This is a genomic window from Natronomonas sp. (assembly GCF_028274965.1).
GTDB lineage: Archaea > Halobacteriota > Halobacteria > Halobacteriales > Haloarculaceae > Natronomonas.
In genome coordinates this window covers 1-14,004 of the sequence record NZ_JAQCNO010000008.1, presented here as the reverse complement: position 1 = coordinate 14,004, position 14,004 = coordinate 1, and the positions used below count along the sequence as shown (strand labels likewise).

22 protein-coding genes are annotated in these 14,004 nt (G+C 68.9%); 11 read left to right on the top strand and 11 right to left on the bottom strand.

The window, feature by feature from the left end:
* The 3 genes from Q0916_RS01365 to Q0916_RS01355 form a co-directional block, all read left to right on the top strand.
* Positions 1-307 (top strand): glutathione S-transferase C-terminal domain-containing protein (locus Q0916_RS01365; RefSeq protein WP_349254488.1); only part of this gene is annotated, 307 nt, incomplete at its 5' end.
* Positions 308-378: 71 nt separating this feature from the next.
* Entirely contained in the window at positions 379-537 is a 159-nt protein-coding gene (locus Q0916_RS01360) for a hypothetical protein (RefSeq protein WP_299233320.1), read from the top strand.
* A gap of 128 nt (positions 538-665) precedes the next feature.
* Positions 666-1,367: a carbonic anhydrase gene (locus Q0916_RS01355; protein ID WP_299233318.1), complete on the top strand. Its 702-nt coding sequence runs from the start codon at positions 666-668 to the stop codon at positions 1,365-1,367.
* A gap of 87 nt (positions 1,368-1,454) precedes the next feature.
* On the opposite strand, the gene Q0916_RS01350 is transcribed toward Q0916_RS01355, so the two are convergent.
* The 4 genes from Q0916_RS01350 to Q0916_RS01335 all read right to left on the bottom strand — a co-directional run bounded on the left by Q0916_RS01350 (position 1,455) and on the right by Q0916_RS01335 (position 3,418).
* Entirely contained in the window at positions 1,455-1,649 is a 195-nt protein-coding gene (locus Q0916_RS01350; RefSeq protein ID WP_015408520.1) for a cold-shock protein, read from the bottom strand.
* Between the two features lie 90 nt (positions 1,650-1,739).
* Positions 1,740-2,096, bottom strand: a complete 357-nt coding sequence (locus Q0916_RS01345) for a hypothetical protein (protein WP_349254489.1) — start codon at positions 2,094-2,096, stop codon at positions 1,740-1,742.
* 166 nt (positions 2,097-2,262) lie between these two features.
* Positions 2,263-2,634: a 30S ribosomal protein S8e gene (locus tag Q0916_RS01340; RefSeq protein WP_299233306.1), complete on the bottom strand. Its 372-nt coding sequence runs from the start codon at positions 2,632-2,634 to the stop codon at positions 2,263-2,265.
* 61 nt (positions 2,635-2,695) lie between these two features.
* Complete coding sequence (locus Q0916_RS01335; RefSeq protein WP_299233304.1) at positions 2,696-3,418, bottom strand: hypothetical protein; 723 nt, start codon at positions 3,416-3,418, stop codon at positions 2,696-2,698.
* Between the two features lie 168 nt (positions 3,419-3,586).
* Between Q0916_RS01335 and radB the strand changes: the two genes are divergently transcribed.
* Entirely contained in the window at positions 3,587-4,291 is a 705-nt protein-coding gene (gene radB, locus Q0916_RS01330; RefSeq protein ID WP_299233301.1) for a DNA repair and recombination protein RadB, read from the top strand.
* A 63-nt stretch (positions 4,292-4,354) separates the two neighbouring features.
* On the opposite strand, the gene Q0916_RS01325 is transcribed toward radB, so the two are convergent.
* The gene (locus tag Q0916_RS01325; protein ID WP_299233298.1) at positions 4,355-5,020 is read right to left on the bottom strand and encodes a ribonuclease HI; all 666 of its coding nucleotides are present in this window, start codon (positions 5,018-5,020) and stop codon (positions 4,355-4,357) included.
* A 172-nt stretch (positions 5,021-5,192) separates the two neighbouring features.
* On the opposite strand from Q0916_RS01325, the gene Q0916_RS01320 reads away from it, so the two are divergent.
* The gene (locus tag Q0916_RS01320; protein WP_299233295.1) at positions 5,193-5,597 is read left to right on the top strand and encodes a DUF5778 family protein; all 405 of its coding nucleotides are present in this window, start codon (positions 5,193-5,195) and stop codon (positions 5,595-5,597) included.
* A gap of 33 nt (positions 5,598-5,630) precedes the next feature.
* Here the strand turns inward: Q0916_RS01320 and Q0916_RS01315 are convergent, their stop codons facing one another.
* Positions 5,631-6,692: a polyprenyl synthetase family protein gene (locus tag Q0916_RS01315; RefSeq protein WP_299233292.1), complete on the bottom strand. Its 1,062-nt coding sequence runs from the start codon at positions 6,690-6,692 to the stop codon at positions 5,631-5,633.
* 408 nt (positions 6,693-7,100) lie between these two features.
* Between Q0916_RS01315 and Q0916_RS01310 the strand changes: the two genes are divergently transcribed.
* A complete protein-coding gene (locus Q0916_RS01310) occupies positions 7,101-7,508 on the top strand; it encodes a hypothetical protein (protein ID WP_299233324.1) in 408 nt (135 codons plus the stop codon).
* Positions 7,509-7,517: 9 nt separating this feature from the next.
* On the opposite strand, the gene Q0916_RS01305 is transcribed toward Q0916_RS01310, so the two are convergent.
* Together Q0916_RS01305 and Q0916_RS01300 are read right to left on the bottom strand one after the other, a co-directional pair.
* Complete coding sequence (locus tag Q0916_RS01305) at positions 7,518-8,285, bottom strand: hypothetical protein (protein WP_299233289.1); 768 nt, start codon at positions 8,283-8,285, stop codon at positions 7,518-7,520.
* A 69-nt stretch (positions 8,286-8,354) separates the two neighbouring features.
* Positions 8,355-9,143 carry an aldo/keto reductase gene (locus Q0916_RS01300; protein WP_299233322.1) on the bottom strand — a complete coding sequence of 263 codons (789 nt, stop codon included), beginning with the start codon at positions 9,141-9,143 and terminating at the stop codon, positions 8,355-8,357.
* A 194-nt stretch (positions 9,144-9,337) separates the two neighbouring features.
* On the opposite strand from Q0916_RS01300, the gene Q0916_RS01295 reads away from it, so the two are divergent.
* Positions 9,338-10,711, top strand: a complete 1,374-nt coding sequence (locus Q0916_RS01295) for a geranylgeranyl reductase family protein (RefSeq protein WP_299233286.1) — start codon at positions 9,338-9,340, stop codon at positions 10,709-10,711.
* A gap of 32 nt (positions 10,712-10,743) precedes the next feature.
* Here the strand turns inward: Q0916_RS01295 and Q0916_RS01290 are convergent, their stop codons facing one another.
* Together Q0916_RS01290 and Q0916_RS01285 are read right to left on the bottom strand one after the other, a co-directional pair.
* Positions 10,744-10,983, bottom strand: a complete 240-nt coding sequence (locus Q0916_RS01290) for a DUF7120 family protein (RefSeq protein ID WP_299233283.1) — start codon at positions 10,981-10,983, stop codon at positions 10,744-10,746.
* A 112-nt stretch (positions 10,984-11,095) separates the two neighbouring features.
* Positions 11,096-11,743, bottom strand: a complete 648-nt coding sequence (locus Q0916_RS01285) for a helix-turn-helix domain-containing protein (RefSeq protein ID WP_299233280.1) — start codon at positions 11,741-11,743, stop codon at positions 11,096-11,098.
* A gap of 120 nt (positions 11,744-11,863) precedes the next feature.
* Here Q0916_RS01285 and Q0916_RS01280 point away from each other — a divergent pair, with 120 nt between their 5' ends.
* Positions 11,864-12,253, top strand: coding sequence for a winged helix-turn-helix domain-containing protein (locus Q0916_RS01280; protein ID WP_299233277.1), 390 nt, complete (start codon positions 11,864-11,866; stop codon positions 12,251-12,253).
* A 77-nt stretch (positions 12,254-12,330) separates the two neighbouring features.
* Entirely contained in the window at positions 12,331-12,477 is a 147-nt protein-coding gene (locus Q0916_RS01275; protein ID WP_299233274.1) for a DUF7560 family zinc ribbon protein, read from the top strand.
* A gap of 12 nt (positions 12,478-12,489) precedes the next feature.
* Here Q0916_RS01275 and Q0916_RS01270 read toward each other — a convergent pair whose 3' ends face one another.
* Complete coding sequence (locus tag Q0916_RS01270; RefSeq protein ID WP_299233271.1) at positions 12,490-12,939, bottom strand: pyridoxamine 5'-phosphate oxidase family protein; 450 nt, start codon at positions 12,937-12,939, stop codon at positions 12,490-12,492.
* A gap of 131 nt (positions 12,940-13,070) precedes the next feature.
* Between Q0916_RS01270 and Q0916_RS01265 the strand changes: the two genes are divergently transcribed.
* The gene (locus Q0916_RS01265) at positions 13,071-13,706 is read left to right on the top strand and encodes a helix-turn-helix domain-containing protein (protein ID WP_299233268.1); all 636 of its coding nucleotides are present in this window, start codon (positions 13,071-13,073) and stop codon (positions 13,704-13,706) included.
* A 24-nt stretch (positions 13,707-13,730) separates the two neighbouring features.
* On the top strand, positions 13,731-14,004 hold a 274-nt coding region (locus Q0916_RS01260), incomplete at its 3' end, for an NAD(P)-binding protein (protein WP_299233265.1).

Here is a 14,004-nt window from a genome sequence, read left to right as displayed (position 1 = left end):
CGGCGACCGGCTCACCGAGGCCGACATCGCGATGTACACCACCCTCGTCAGGTTCGACGAGGTGTACCACACCCACTTTATGTGCAACCACAAGCTGATCCGCGAGTACGACAACCTCTGGCCGTACCTCCGGGACCTCTATCAGACGCCCGGCTTCGGCGAGACGACGCGGATGGAGCACATCACGGAGCACTACTACACCACCCACCCCGACGTGAGCCCAAAGCGGATCGTCCCGATGGGCCCCGATCCGGCGTTCGACGCGCCGCACGACCGCGACGAGTTAGCCGGCGAACCGCCCGTCTGAGCCGGGCGGAGCGGTCGATCGGGCGGCCCGTACCGGCGATAGAACTATACGTGTTCATGGCATGGTATGACATGACTATGCCGGACACGAAACGCGGGCGCGAACGAAAGGGCCGAACGAAGCGCGAACAGCGGCGCCGACACGAGATACAGCGGACGCTCGAGGCGCGCGACCGCGAGCGGGACTTCGAGGAGCTATACGAGAACGCCGAACTCGAGTTCGACGCCTGATCGGTCCGACACCGAAGGAGCGTTTCCCGACGCTGAGCGTTCGGCTTCCGGCACAGGCGTCGGGGGCCGATTCGAGCGTCCCGGCGGCGAGCCAGAGGCGTTATTCTCCGGGGGCCACAGCAGCACCCATGCCCAAGACGACGCTCGTCGAACTGTTCGAACGCAACCTCCGGCACACGGACTCGCTGTCGGACGACTACTTCGACGGCGTCGAGGCCGGACAGGAGCCGGCCGTCGTCTCGGTCTGCTGTTCGGACTCCCGCGTCCCGCAGGGGGGGATGTGGGCCGTCGACACCCCGGGGTGGCTCTTTGCGGCCGGCAACATCGGCAACCAGGTGTCCGACGTCCACGAGGGCGACCGCGTCCTCAGCGGCGACATCGCGTACCCGATCAGATACACCGACACCGACGTCGCGGTGGTCGTCGGTCACACGGGCTGTGGGGCCGTCACCGCGACGCTCGGGGCGGTCCGGGGCGACACCGCCGAGGACCGACCGCCGGGCGTCCAGGCCCGCATCGACTCGCTGCGGCCCATCGTCGCGGCCGGACTCGAGGACCCCCGCGTCTCGGCCGACGGCGAGGTCGGCCTCGTCGACCGGTTGGTCGAGTACAACGTCGACCGGCAGGTCGAGTACCTCCGGACCGACGACGCCGTACCGGCGTCGGTCACCGTCCTCGGCGTCGTCTACGACTTCCAGACCGTCTACGACGACGTCAGAGGGCGGTGTCACCTGGTGAACCGCGGCGGCGAAACGAGCGTCGAACGCCTCCGGGAGGCGGTTCCAGAGCGGTTCGAGTCCCACGTGAACCGCCTGTTGGGGCCGGCCTGAAGCCGGGCGCGAGGCGCACTCGATCGGCGTGCGCGTGGCTACGGGCGAAAAGAAATTGTTCGAAAGCGATGCGTCCGCGGTCGGCGTTTACAGGCGCGTCAGGTTCGTCGCGCGGGGGCCTTTGTCGGCCTCCTCGATGTCGAACTCGACCTCCTGCCCTTCCTCGAGGTCCGGGCCGCCGACATCCTCCATGTGGAAGAAGACGTCCTCGTCCGCGTCCTCAGTGTCAATAAAGCCGTAGCCGCCAGTGTCGTTGAAGAAATCGACCGTTCCGGTTGCCATCACCAGATACGATCAGTCGCACGCATATAATACTTCCGGGACGCCGCCCGCACCTCGCCGGGCGGTGCGCCGGGACGGGCCGCGGGCCGCTCAGAAGGTGATGATCTCGTAGCCGTCCTCGACGAGCGCCCGGAGGCTCGGGTGCCCGTTGGACTCGTCGGCGAACTCGACGCCCGCGTCGCTCACGGCGTCCTCGACCCCGAAGGCGCCCGAGCAGTGCCCCCAGGCGGACGTGTCCTGTCGGACCGCCTGGTAGAGTTCGTGGTGGTCGCTGTCCTCGTCTTCGAGTTCGAGGATCCACCGCGTGCTAGCCCCGTCGAAGATGAGTTCAAGTTCGTCGCCGTCGTTCTCGGCGAACCCCCGGGCCGCTTCGAGACCGTTGGACATGCGTCCGAGGTTGTCGTGGCCGTCCGCTCCCGCCAGAATTACGATCGCTGCTTTTATTATCGCGTTTCCTACGGCCACGCGACGTATGCCTTCCCGCCACCAGTGCGCACCGAACACCGTACCGCGGCCCCGCCGGGGGTTTGTTCTCGGCGGTCCCGGATCTGGTGAGGGAGAAATCGGAATGCGAGAGGGGGTATTGAAACAGAGACGGACGGCGAAGGGGGCGTTACTCCGCGACGAGAACCGCGTTGATGAGGCCGTCCTGTCCCGGCCGGGAGGTGACGCGGGCGGGGCCGACGTCGGTCTCGACGATCGCGCCCTTCGTGATGATGTTCCGGCGGACGTAGTTGGGGTTCGAGGGGTTCTCGACGACGTCCTCGATCGTCGCGCTCGTGACGCCGTCGTCGGTGGCGACGCTCGCGGTGTCGGCCTCGATCGCGCGGACTTTCCGGTTGCCGCCGTGGGTCTCGACGATCTTCAGCCGGTGGTCGCCGACCTGCGTTTCGGTCGGTGCGGAGCCGAGTTCGTGCTTCCGTTTCTTCCGGACGTTCCGACGACGGCCACCCGTTCGCTTCTTCGCGGACCGAGCGTGGTTCATACACGAACGTGTCCGGGCGCGCACTTGAATGGATCGGGTTCACGCCGGCCGCCGTCGGCGCTCACCCGCCGCGGTGGCGGCGCAGCGCCTCGGCCATCGACAGCTCGCCGAGGGCGACGCGCCTCGCGAGCGTCTCGTCGATGCTCCGGCCGTCGTCGCCTCGCTCCCTGGATCGCTCCTGTACCAGACGGATCTCGCCGGCGGTGGGTTCGATGTCGCGCGATTCGATGGTCTCGCCCTCGAGGCGGGCGATGTTGACCGCCGCCAGCACGTCGCCCATCCCGCGGACGCCGGCGCCCTGGTACGGCGTTGTGCCGGTCTCGTCGACCAACTCGACGCGGACGTCCTCGAGTTCGTCGACGATCGCGGCCCCCCTCAGGCGCGCGCCGTCGCCGATCCGGACCACCGGGTCGGCCGCCCCCTCGAGCTCCTCTGTGACGACGTCCGAAACGTCGGCCACGGGGACCTGAAACGCCGCGACGACGGTCCCGCCAGAGAGCACCGCGATGCCCGGCTTGTCCCCGGGGTCGATACCGACGACGGTGCGGCCTCGGTCGCCCCGGAGCGCCGAGAGGGCCTCCTCGACTGCCTCCCGCGGTCGGTCGGGGCGGGCGCGAACCGTTCGCACCGGTGGGTGTTCGTCCTCGGGGCCGACGACGGCGACGGTGGCGCGTTCGGGCAGGTCGTCGCCGGGTTCGGTCGTCGTGAACTCGACGCCGCGGTCGCGCAACTCCCCCACGACGCCGTGATACACCTCGAAGTCCGCCGTCGCGACGACTATCACGGCCCTCTCTTTTCCTCGCCGAGTCATAGTCGTTTCTTCGCGGCGCCCGTCAAGGAAGGTCGAACGGCCCGGCAGGAGCGGGCGGGGTATGTCGGGACGGAGCGAAACGGGGTGGGACGGCTCCACCGTGTGCGTGGGTTTTTAATCGAACACGCCGAAGGAAAGCGCGTGAACGAGCCGATCCCGACGGGCTGTGAGACGGTCGACTCGCTGCTCGGCGGCGGTCTCGAGCGCGGCGTCGTCACGCAACTGTACGGTCCGCCGGCCGCGGGGAAGACGAACCTCGCGCTGTCGGCGTCCGTACAGGCCGCAGCGGCCGGCGGGAAGGCGCTGTACATCGACACCGAGGGCGTATCGCTCGACAGGTTCGAGGCGCTGTCCCGCGGCGCGGCCGACGGCGTCGACGTCGACACGATCGCGGGGCGCGTCATCGTCTCCGACGCGCTCGATTTCGACGAACAGCGGGAGGCGGTCCGGGACGCGGGCGACCTCGCCGAGAGCGTCGATCTCGTTGTCCTCGACAGCGCGACGGGGTTCTACCGGCTCGAACGGGACGACGACGACGACGGGGAGACGCTCCGCGCGGTCGCAAAGCAGGTCACCCAACTGCTCGCGCTCGCACGGCGACACGACCTCGCCGTCTGCATCACGAACCAGGTGTACACCGACCCGGAAGCCGGGTCGTCCCGTGCGCGCGCGCTCGGCGGCCACACGCTGACGCACTGGTCCGGCGTCGTCGTCCGGCTCGAGCGGTTCCGGGGCGGCAACCGCCGGGCGACGCTCGAGAAGCACGGGTCGAGGGCGGCCGGGCAGACGGCCCGCTTTCGGATCACCGAAGACGGCATCGAGGGGGTCACCGACGAGACGGTCTGACGCGCGGACTCGTCGGCGCGCGACGCGGCGTGTCGGTCCGAACCCGTGGAGTTACGAGAGCGATCAGTCGGAGGCCGGTTCGCCGTCGACGCCGCCGGAGCGCTCGCGGTCGGCCCGGGAGGGCGGCGGGTACCGGTCGTCGCCCGGGGCCCGCCACCGTTCGTCGTCGTACGGGAGGACACACCGGTCGGGCTCCCGGTTGACGTGGTCGTAGCGCTCCGGGGCGTTCGCGAGGGGGTGTGCGGGGTTCTCGCCGCTGTCGATGCGCGCCGCGCGGAGTTCGGCGAACCCGGCGACGCGGGCGCGGATGCCCCGCCAGTGGTGGTCGGTCTCGCGGGGCAGCCGGAACGGGTGCGGCGGCCGCGGGTCGGGACCCTTCCCGGCGAGCGTCGCCCGGTTGACGTTGGCGGCGAGGCCGTCGTGGTCGATGAGCACGCCCACCCGGACCTCGCCGGGCACGCGGGCCGCAAGCACGTCGAGCCCGAGGTGGAGCGCCCGGTACTCGGCGACGTTGTTGTCGGGGACCGCGTCGGGGACCGAAAGCCGGGCGACCCGCGTCCCGTCCCGCGTTTCGATGACGACGCCCAGCCCGCCGTCGCGGTCGGCGCGATACGAACCGTCGGTCGCGAGATAGAAGTCCCGGCGGTGGGTGCGCGGCGGGTGGGCGATGTGTGGCGTGGGCGACTCGTCGAAGAGGTTCCGCAGTACCGGCCGGCGGTAGGCGGCCATACGCGAACTCGGACCCGATTTTACATAAATGCACGGGTGGGAGAGCCGACGAGCGTGGAGGAACCTGCCGACCTCGGGGTGAAAGATCGGACGCCCCGACGTGACCCGCCCCGTCGCCCGGGCGCGTCGTCGTACCGTGACCGGTATTACGCTCGGCGACGATTGATCGCCCATGAGCGAACCGATCGATGACGACCTGTACGCCCGGACCGAGGCGCTCTTGGAGCCGGGTGAGATCCGGCTCAACGGCGTCATCGTCGACACGGATCTCACGAGCGACGAGGAGCCGACGCTGCATCAAGCGACCATCGACGTCGGCGACGTGATCGCCGAGGCGGCGGGGCTCGACCCCACGGAGACGTTCGTGTACTCGGGGACCGACGACGAGGAGTTCGGCGTCAACCAACACCAGGGGCTCACCCTCGAGGAGGAGGCGTTCGTCTGGGAGTGCCAGCAGCTGATCCGGGAGGGGACCTACGACGTCGTGTTTTACTACGAGGCGACAGCCGACCAGGACGAAATCGTCAGCGGCGTGGAGGAACTCGGGTTCGACGCGACGAGCGTGTACGGGGGGTGAGATCGTCCGCGCGTTCGGGCGCGAACGGCGGGATCAGACGTCCCGTTCGACGACGAAATCGGCGAAGGCGGCGAGTTTCGCGCTCGGTTCGGGGGCGAGATCGAGCCCTTCGAGGTGTGCCTTGGCCGACTCCGAGAGGTCGGCCGCGACCGAGCGGGCGTACCCGACACTGCGCGTCGACTCGAGGATCCTGACTGCCTCTTTGACCTCCGCGTCGGTGTTATCCTCGTCCCAGAGCAGTTCCTCGAGTCTGGCCGCCTGTTCGGGCGGGGCGTTCCGGACGGCGTGGATCGCCATCAGCGTCTGTTTGCCCTCCCTGATGTCGTTGCCGAGGCCCTTGCCGAACTCGCCGCCCTCCTCGAGGGCGTGCTCGACGTCGAGGACGTCGTCGGCGATCTGGAACGCGACAGACATCTCCTCGGCGTAGGCGGCGACGGCGCGCTCGTGCTCCCGGGAGTCGGTGACGATGGCCGCCAGGCGGGCGACGATCCGCCCGAGACAGCCCGTCTTGCAGGCGCACATCTCCAGGTACTCCGCCTCGGTGGTGTCGATCTCCTGTTCGTTGTGCCAGCAGATGTCGACGCCCTGTCCGAGGTGCGTCCGATTCAGTTCGTACATCAGCATCTCGTAGGCGTCGAGCCGGAGTTCGGGCGGGAGCTCCCCCGGGTTGCGCGTGATGATCTTCAGCGGCAGGAAGTACATCGCGTTGCCGGCGTTCAACGCGACGTCCGCCCCGTGGACGCGGTGCAGCGCCGGAGCGCCGCGGCGGTGCGTTGCGCCGTCCTCGATGTCGTCGACGATGATGGTGCCGTTGTGCAGGATCTCCGGGATCGCGGCGTACTCGAGGTACGCCTCGGGGTCGTCGCCGAATGCCTCGACGAAGAGCAAAAACAGGATCGCCCGCCAGCGCTTCCCGCCGCGGTCCAAGAGCTCCCAGATCGGGTCAGAAAGCGCGCGCTGGATCGTCTCCGCGTCGTACTCGTAGGTCGGTTCGCCGAAGAAGTCCTCGAGGTACTCGTCGTCGAACGTCCGGGGGAGAAGCGACTCGATGGTCTCCTCGATCGCCGGCCGCCGCGCCTCGAGCACGCCGTGCATGTCTCTGTGCTCGGAGCCGAGGGCAAAAAACCTCCCGTGCCACCGGGGCCTCGGGTCGTCCGACCGGGGAATTTTTATCCCCCCGTTCGTCGGTCCGATGAATGAGCGGACAGCGGGTCGGTCTCGTCGGCGACGAGCGCTTCGTCGGGGCGATCGAAGCGGCTGGAGCCACCGCGGTCGTCGGCGGGGCCGCGGCGCTTGAGGGCGTCGCGTTCGTCCTCGCCGTCGGCGAGGCGTCGGTCGCCGAGATCGCCCGTCGCGGCCGGCGTCCCGTCGTCGGTCCCGAGCGAGCGCGTCGGAGCCGCCGTCGAGCGCGCCCTCGGCGGGATCGAACGGACCGACAGCCTCCCGGTCGTCGCCGTATCGGGGGCGTTCGGCTCCGCCCGCGCCGTCTTCGACGTCGCGTTGATGAGCGCGGAGCCGGCGCGGATCTCGGAGTTCGCCGTCGGCGGACCGGCGGGCCGGATCGCCGAGTTCCGGGCCGACGGGGTCGTCGTCTCGACCCCGGCCGGCAGCCGCGGGTACAACCGGAACGCGGGCGGGCCGGTCGTCGCCGCCGGAACGGGGGTCGCCTCGGTCGTCCCGATTGCACCGTTCGCCATGTCCGCCGGGCACTGGATCCTGCCGATCGCCGCGGTTGAGCTCTCCGTCGAACGCGACGAGACGCCCGTCGAGTTGCTCGTTGACGGGGAGTGCGAGCGGACGGTCGAGCCGGGGGACGCGCTCGGGATCGCCGGCGTGGACACCATCGAGACGTGCGTTCTCCCCGGATTCGGCGAGAAACGGGGAGCCGACGGATCGGTCGGGGACGAGTAAGCGAGGAGGCTACTGCTCCGGCGTCGTTCGCTGGGGGGCGTCCTGTCCGTCGTCCGACCGGGGGCGGATCAAATCCGCGAGCGTGACCACGAACCCGAGCAGCCAGCCGAGCGGCGTCGCGATCCCGACCCACATCAGCACCACGCCGATCCCCTCGAGGCTGAACGACGCCCGGAGGTAGTCGTTGATGCCATAGACGTACAGCAGATTGTCGAGCAGGAAGATGGCGAGCGCCTCGCTCCGCTCGAGGACGCCGCTCAGGGAGGGGTCGTACAGCGCCGCGACGACGGGGGGCAGAAAGACCGCGTTCATCGCGAAGGGGTAGCCGAAGACGACGGTCGTGATCCGGCCGCCGAGCCGCGTGAACGCCACAGCCAGCCCCGCGGAGACGACCGCGACGGCGCTCGCCACGCCGACCGCGACGAAGCCGTCGAAGGCGAGTCGGACCCGGGCCAGCGCGGTCAGCCCGCCCCACAGAAGCGCCGTCAGGACGACGACGCCGATGAGCCCGAGTTTCGCGGTGGCGGAGTCGAAGCGGCGGGCGTTGAACCGGACGGCGAACCCGACGAGCAAAAGCGGGTACAGGGCAACGACGATCGGCACGCCGAGGGCGCCCCAGACCCGGTATTTCACCCGATCGCCGCGGGTCCGGGGCTTCCACTTTCCGAGGACCTTGTGAACGGCCGTCCGCTGTCTGGGGAAGACGAGTTCCATCCACGTCTCGTGGAGCCGGACGACATCGATCCTGATCCCCTCGGCGAGACCGCCGTCTGACATACCGAATCACTGCCTGCGGGCACAAAAATAGGTTCCGGCCTCGCGGCGGGCCGCCCGCGGCGCGATCGGCTACCAGGCCTCGGGGGCGAAGCTGGGGTCCACCTTCCGGCGTTCGTCCTCGAGGGCGTCGATCCGCTCCGTTTCGGACTCGCTCAGCGTCAACTCGAGGGAGGCCCAGTTGTCCCGGATGTGGTCGCCGCCGGTCGCCTTCGGGATCGCCGTGATCCCCTTCTCTCGGAGCCACGCGAGGCTCACCTGTGCCTCGCTGACGCCGCGCTCGTCGGCGATCTCCGAGAGGACGTCGACGCCGAAGACGTCGCCGCGGGCCAGCGGCGAGTACGCGACGAGTTCGATGTCGGCGTCCGCACAGAACTCCCGGAGCCGCCGCTGTTGGAGCAGCGGATGAACCTCGATTTGGTTGGCGAAGATCGGCGCGTCGAGGACCTCCCGCGCGGTCTCGATGTGGCTCGGCTCGAAGTTCGAGACGCCGATCCGTTCGACGAGCCCCTCCTCGCGGAGTTCCTCGAGGGCGGGAAGGGTCTCGGCGGGGTCGTAGTCGCCGGAGGGCCAATGGACGTACAGTAGGTCGAGGTAGTCCGTCCCCAATCGTTCGAGGCTCTCTTTCGTGGATTCGATGACGTCGTCGTGGCCGAGGCGGTTCGTCCAGACCTTCGTCGCGAGAAAGACCTCCCCGCGGTCGACGTCGGCGGCGGCGATACCGTCGCCGACGGCCGCCTCGTTGCGGTATATCTGGGCGGTGTCGACGTGTCGGTAGCCGGTTTCGAGCGCGGTCCGGACCGACGTTCGGCAGGCTTCGGGGTCGTCGTTTTCCCACGTTCCGAGGCCCAATGCCGGCATGCCGCTCCTGTCGGGGGCGGTGTGTTCGTTCGACATACCGTTCGGTAAGACCGTCGACGGAAAAACCGTTCCGACATCCCGCCCGGCCGGGGGCGACCCCCGGACCGCCAGACCGATGTCGGAACGCGCCGCTCGCAGGGCGCGTCCACGCCGAACGGATGGGTTATTTATCCCGGACGATTATAGGGACATATATGCCTCCGGAACCGTACGACATCGTCGTCGTCGGCGGCGGGACAGCGGGCTGTTTTGCCGCGGCGACGGCGGCCAGAGAGGGCCTCGACATCGCCGTCCTCGAACGGAAAACCGAAGAGGAGGGCGGCCGGATCGCCTGCGGCGACGCGATAAAGGGGACGAGCACGTTCCCGGACGTCGTCGATCTCGATTACCTCCGCGAGGAAGCGTTCACCAACGAGGGGATCACCCTCGCGCGCTTCGAGAACCCCGACACCGGCGAGAACCTCGACATCGGCTTTCGCGGCGGCAGCGGCGCGATCGTCGACCGGAAGCGCTACGGCGAGGTGCTGTTGGAGGAAGCCGAACGCGCCGGGGCCGAGATCCACTACGAGACGGTCGTCCAGGACGTCGTCCAGAACGGCGCGGTGACGGGCGTGACCGCGACGAAACGCGGGTCTGTCACCGAGTACGAGGCCGACGTCGTCATCGACGCCGCCGGCGCGCTGTCGCTGCTGCAGGACAAGACCGACTTCGAGGGGACGACCTTCGACACCAACGTCAACTACCAGCAGTTCTGCTCGGCCTACCGGGAGGTCATCGAGATCGACGAGCCCGTCGAGTGGGACAACGCCATCGTGTTCAAGCCGACCGCCGAGCTCGGCTACCTGTGGTACTTCCCGCGGACGCCGACCGAGATCAACGTCGGGTTGGGCTTTCAGATGAACAAGGAGCCGATGCAGCTCGTCGAGCAGCTCAAACGCGACGTCCGGAACCGCCCGGAGTTCGAGGGGGCGACCGTCAAGGACAAACTCGGCGCGGCGCTGCCGACGCGTCGCCCCTACGATTCGGCGGTCGCACCGGGCTATATGGCCGTCGGCGACGCCGCCGCCCACGTCAACCCCTGTACCGGCGGCGGGATCCCGGGGGCCGCAAAGGCCGGAACGTGGGCCGCGGAAGCCGCGATCGAGGCGATCTCCGAGGGGCGAAGCGACGACGAGGACGCGCTGTGGGAGTACAACCGCCGTGTCCAGACGGACTTCGGGAAGCGCTTTGCCGCGATGGACCTCTATAACATCTGGGCGGGGACCTACGACGTCAACGAGCTGGTCGACATCGTGAGCGCGATGCCGGGCCAGCAGCTCGCGGACGCGCTCGCGCTCGAGGGGACGACCTCGATGAGCTGGCCGCTGAAGATCAAGACGGCCATCGAGACGTTCGGCCACTGGGGGACGCTCCTGGAGCTAAAACAGCTCAACGACCTCGCGACGGAGCTGAAGTCGATCTACGACGAGTACCCGACGGGGCGCGACGGGCTCGACGGCTGGCGGTCGCGCCGCAACGGGATCATGGACGAGGTCTACGAGCTGTCGGGCGCCGATCCGAAGTACTAACACGGCGGCGTCGCGTCTGACCGGGCGGCCGTTCAGAGCGTGTACTCGTCGCCGTCGTCGCCGCGGGCGGCCGGGTCCTGTTGGTCGTCGGTCATCTGCGTGAACAGGTCCTCGTCGGGGTCGTCGGTCGTCTCGGCCGGCGCGTACGCCGAGACGCCCATCGAGAGCAGCTCCTCGATCGCCTGTTCGCGGTTGAGGAACTCGCCCTGTTCGACGAGCCGGGCGATTTCGCTGTCGATCCGGTCCGGCAGAGACACCTCGACTTCTGACATACCCGGAGCTTCGAGAGTCGGTGACGTAAGTTCTGCGCTGACAGCAACGCTCGCTCGGCCGCGCCGCGACCGCGACATGACGTGACGCGACCGCGACGGGCCGACGCGCCGTTCAGCCCTCGAGAACGGCCTCAAGGAGCTTCGTTTGGGCCGCCGCGAGGTGCTCAGAGAAGGTCGCCGTCGTGATCCCGAGCTCCGCGGCGACCTCGCCGGCGTTGGCGCCCTTCGGGTGCTCGAAGTAGCCCATCCCGTGTGCCGTCCGCAGGACCTCCCGTTGGCGGTCCGTCAGGCGGCTCCGGTCGAGAAGCACCAGATCGTCCTCCTGGGGCTCGTGTTCGCTCCGGAGGAGTCGCCGGACGTCGACCTCGGGGTACCGCTCCCGGAGCGCGAGAAGCGCGTCCCGGAGGGCGTCCATGTCGACGGCGTGAAAGACGAGGTGTAGCTGCCCGTCGACCGCGCGGAGGTCCACGACCGGACAGTCGGACTCCTCGATCGCCTCGCAGGGACAGCCGCGGCCGCGTTCGCGAGAGAAGCGGTACATCGTCTTCGCGCCGTAGTCGAAGACCTCGGTGAGCTCGACGCTCGCCGCCGGGGCGCGGTCGGCCTCGAGCATGAACTCCTCGGTGACGCCGCGTTCGGTGCTCGCGGTTGTGCTCCGCGCGATCGTGTGCGACGGCGATCCGAGGTCGGCGGACGCCTCGACGACCGGGCAGGTCCCGTTGGCGTCGACGCGGATCTCGGCTCGGATACCGGCTCCCATCGGGTCGACTACGCCGTCGGCGACGTAAATATCCCGGGTGACGCCGCCGGGCGTACATAAACCACCCTCCATACTGAGGGCGTGGTTACCCGGCGGAGGGGCGCGTACCCCGAACCACAGATGACCGCCCAGCACGGTCGAGGACGCGATCCGAAGGATCGACGGTCGGCACGCCCCGGGTCCGAGCGCCGGTCGGTCGACTCGGAGGCGGTGCTCGCGGCGCTCGACGACCCGGACTGTCGCGCGCTGTTGGAGGCCACGGCCGAGGAGGCGCTGACCGCCGGCGAACTCACGGAGCGTTGTGACATCCCCCGCTCGACGACCTACCGGAAGGTCGAGCAGCTGACCGACGCCGGGCTGCTCGAGGAGCGGGTCCGGCTCAGTTCGGACGGCAAGCACGCCAGCGAGTACCGCCGGTGTTTCGAGGACGTCACGGTGTCGCTGTGCGACGCCGAGGGGATAACCGTCGGCCTCTCCGAGCCGGCGCGGGGGCCGGAGGCCGCCGACTGACCGTGTCGGGAACCCAACGGTATATGTTCCCGGCGGCTGAGACGTCGGGTACCGGTCGATCGCCGCCCGCCCAGAGCATGAGCACGCACCTGTTCGTCTGTCCGGAGTGCACCCAGGAGATCGAGGTCAACGACCCGATGCGGGAGGCGATCCTCTCGGGGGGATGTCCCGTCTGCGCGGCGAGCGCGGAGGCGGCGTACTTCGAGGCGGTGTCGGAGCACTGATGACGGGGGACGCTACTCGCGGGAAACCGACACCGATCGTCCGGACACGGTGTCGGGGTTGAGCCGGTAGAGTTCGATGTCGAGGTCGCCTTTCCCCTCCGGCCAGACCTCAAACAGCGGCCGCTTGGCTTCGCCGTACTGTCGGATGTCGGCGGCGGTCAGCTCCTCGGGGTCGATCCGCGAGAGCTCGCCGGTCGCGACGACGCTTCGGTACGCGTCGCCGTCGCCGTCGTAGACGACGAGACGCGCGTCGCGGCCGGAGGCCACGAACGCCCGCTTGTCGCTGTTTTCCGCCGAGACGAGCCGCATGTAGAACTGCCGCGCCGACGGGTCGTACCCGTACGAGACCGGGATCGCGTACGGTTCGTCCGCCCGGGCCAGCGACAACACGCCCGTCTCGTTGGCTCCGAGGAACTCGTCGGTCGCTTCGGCCGACATCTCGGCGCGGCGGTCCATCGTCATACGCGGTGCAACGCCTCGCGGCACTTATGATTCACCGTTCGGGCGCTGCGGGGCATATAAGCGTTTTCGGTGTCTCCCGGCGCCCGGGAACGACGCGGACGCAAAAGAGACGCCCGCCCTGACGGGGCCACATGGGATTAGAAGCCGCGATCAGGGTCTCGGACCCGGGCGCGTGTCCCGTCGCCGAGGCCGCCGAACGGACGGGTTCGCGGATCGACTCGGTGACGCGGACAAGCGGGCCCGACACCGCGATCGAGGAGTTCGAGATCGAGGGACAGACGGCGACGCCCGAGGGGACCGAGGAGGTCTTCGGCGACGACCGCTACAGCGTGTACCGCTTCGAGCGCGACGACGAGCCGTGTTTCTGCGAGCGGATCGAGGCGTTCGGCTGTCCGGTCGTCGACATCCGCTCGGAGCGCGGCGAGTTGCGCGTCGTCTTCCGGCCGACGGACGTCGAGACGCTCCGGGAGATCGTCGGGACGCTCCGCGAGGAGTTCGGCGAACTCCGTCTCGAACACCTCGTCCACTCGGGGGACCCGAACGGGGCCGACACCGTCGTCGTCGACCGCGGGCGGTTGACCGATCGCCAGCGGGAGGTCTTAGAGACCGCCTACGACATGGGCTACTTCGAGCACCCGAAGGGGGCAAACGCACAGGAGGTCGCGGCCGCCTTGGACATCAACTCGGCGACGCTCAGGGGGCATCTCTCTGCGGCCCAATCGAAGCTGTTGGAGTCGATCATGGAGCGCGCGCCCGACAACTGTTAGGGCGACGCGGCCCAAGCAACGACGATGCCAGCCATCGGAGTCATCGGCGCGGGCGCGGCGGCGGCGGCGGGAGCACTCGTCCTCGACACGGCGCTTCCGGACGCCGAGATCACCGTCTTGGAGAAGTCCGGCGGCGTCTGTGGGCGCGCGGCAACACGGCGACATGAAGACCTCGTCTACGACTACGGGGCGAACTACGTCAAGTCCGACGACGAACGGGTCGTCGAGTTGCTCACCGAGACGCTCGACGACGACGGACTCGTCGACGCCGCCGAGCCGGTCTACACGTTCGACGAGT

Bases quoted from the DNA above. Each gene is read 5' to 3' on its own strand.
- Q0916_RS01300 (WP_299233322.1), bottom strand. From the start codon at position 9,143: ATGCCGGCATTGGGCCTCGGAACGTGGGAAAACGACGACCCCGAAGCC.
- Q0916_RS01350 (WP_015408520.1), bottom strand. From the start codon at position 1,649: ATGGCAACCGGAACGGTCGATTTCTTCAACGACACTGGCGGCTACGGC.
- Q0916_RS01265 (WP_299233268.1), top strand. From the start codon at position 13,071: ATGGGATTAGAAGCCGCGATCAGGGTCTCGGACCCGGGCGCGTGTCCC.
- Q0916_RS01295 (WP_299233286.1), top strand. From the start codon at position 9,338: ATGCCTCCGGAACCGTACGACATCGTCGTCGTCGGCGGCGGGACAGCG.
- Q0916_RS01320 (WP_299233295.1), top strand. From the start codon at position 5,193: ATGAGCGAACCGATCGATGACGACCTGTACGCCCGGACCGAGGCGCTC.
- Q0916_RS01340 (WP_299233306.1), bottom strand. From the start codon at position 2,634: ATGAACCACGCTCGGTCCGCGAAGAAGCGAACGGGTGGCCGTCGTCGG.
- Q0916_RS01285 (WP_299233280.1), bottom strand. From the start codon at position 11,743: ATGGGAGCCGGTATCCGAGCCGAGATCCGCGTCGACGCCAACGGGACC.
- Q0916_RS01315 (WP_299233292.1), bottom strand. From the start codon at position 6,692: ATGCACGGCGTGCTCGAGGCGCGGCGGCCGGCGATCGAGGAGACCATC.
- Q0916_RS01305 (WP_299233289.1), bottom strand. From the start codon at position 8,285: ATGTCAGACGGCGGTCTCGCCGAGGGGATCAGGATCGATGTCGTCCGG.
- Q0916_RS01325 (WP_299233298.1), bottom strand. From the start codon at position 5,020: ATGGCCGCCTACCGCCGGCCGGTACTGCGGAACCTCTTCGACGAGTCG.
- Q0916_RS01280 (WP_299233277.1), top strand. From the start codon at position 11,864: ATGACCGCCCAGCACGGTCGAGGACGCGATCCGAAGGATCGACGGTCG.
- Q0916_RS01355 (WP_299233318.1), top strand. From the start codon at position 666: ATGCCCAAGACGACGCTCGTCGAACTGTTCGAACGCAACCTCCGGCAC.
- Q0916_RS01360 (WP_299233320.1), top strand. From the start codon at position 379: ATGACTATGCCGGACACGAAACGCGGGCGCGAACGAAAGGGCCGAACG.
- Q0916_RS01290 (WP_299233283.1), bottom strand. From the start codon at position 10,983: ATGTCAGAAGTCGAGGTGTCTCTGCCGGACCGGATCGACAGCGAAATC.
- Q0916_RS01275 (WP_299233274.1), top strand. From the start codon at position 12,331: ATGAGCACGCACCTGTTCGTCTGTCCGGAGTGCACCCAGGAGATCGAG.
- Q0916_RS01310 (WP_299233324.1), top strand. From the start codon at position 7,101: ATGAGCGCGGAGCCGGCGCGGATCTCGGAGTTCGCCGTCGGCGGACCG.
- Q0916_RS01270 (WP_299233271.1), bottom strand. From the start codon at position 12,939: ATGACGATGGACCGCCGCGCCGAGATGTCGGCCGAAGCGACCGACGAG.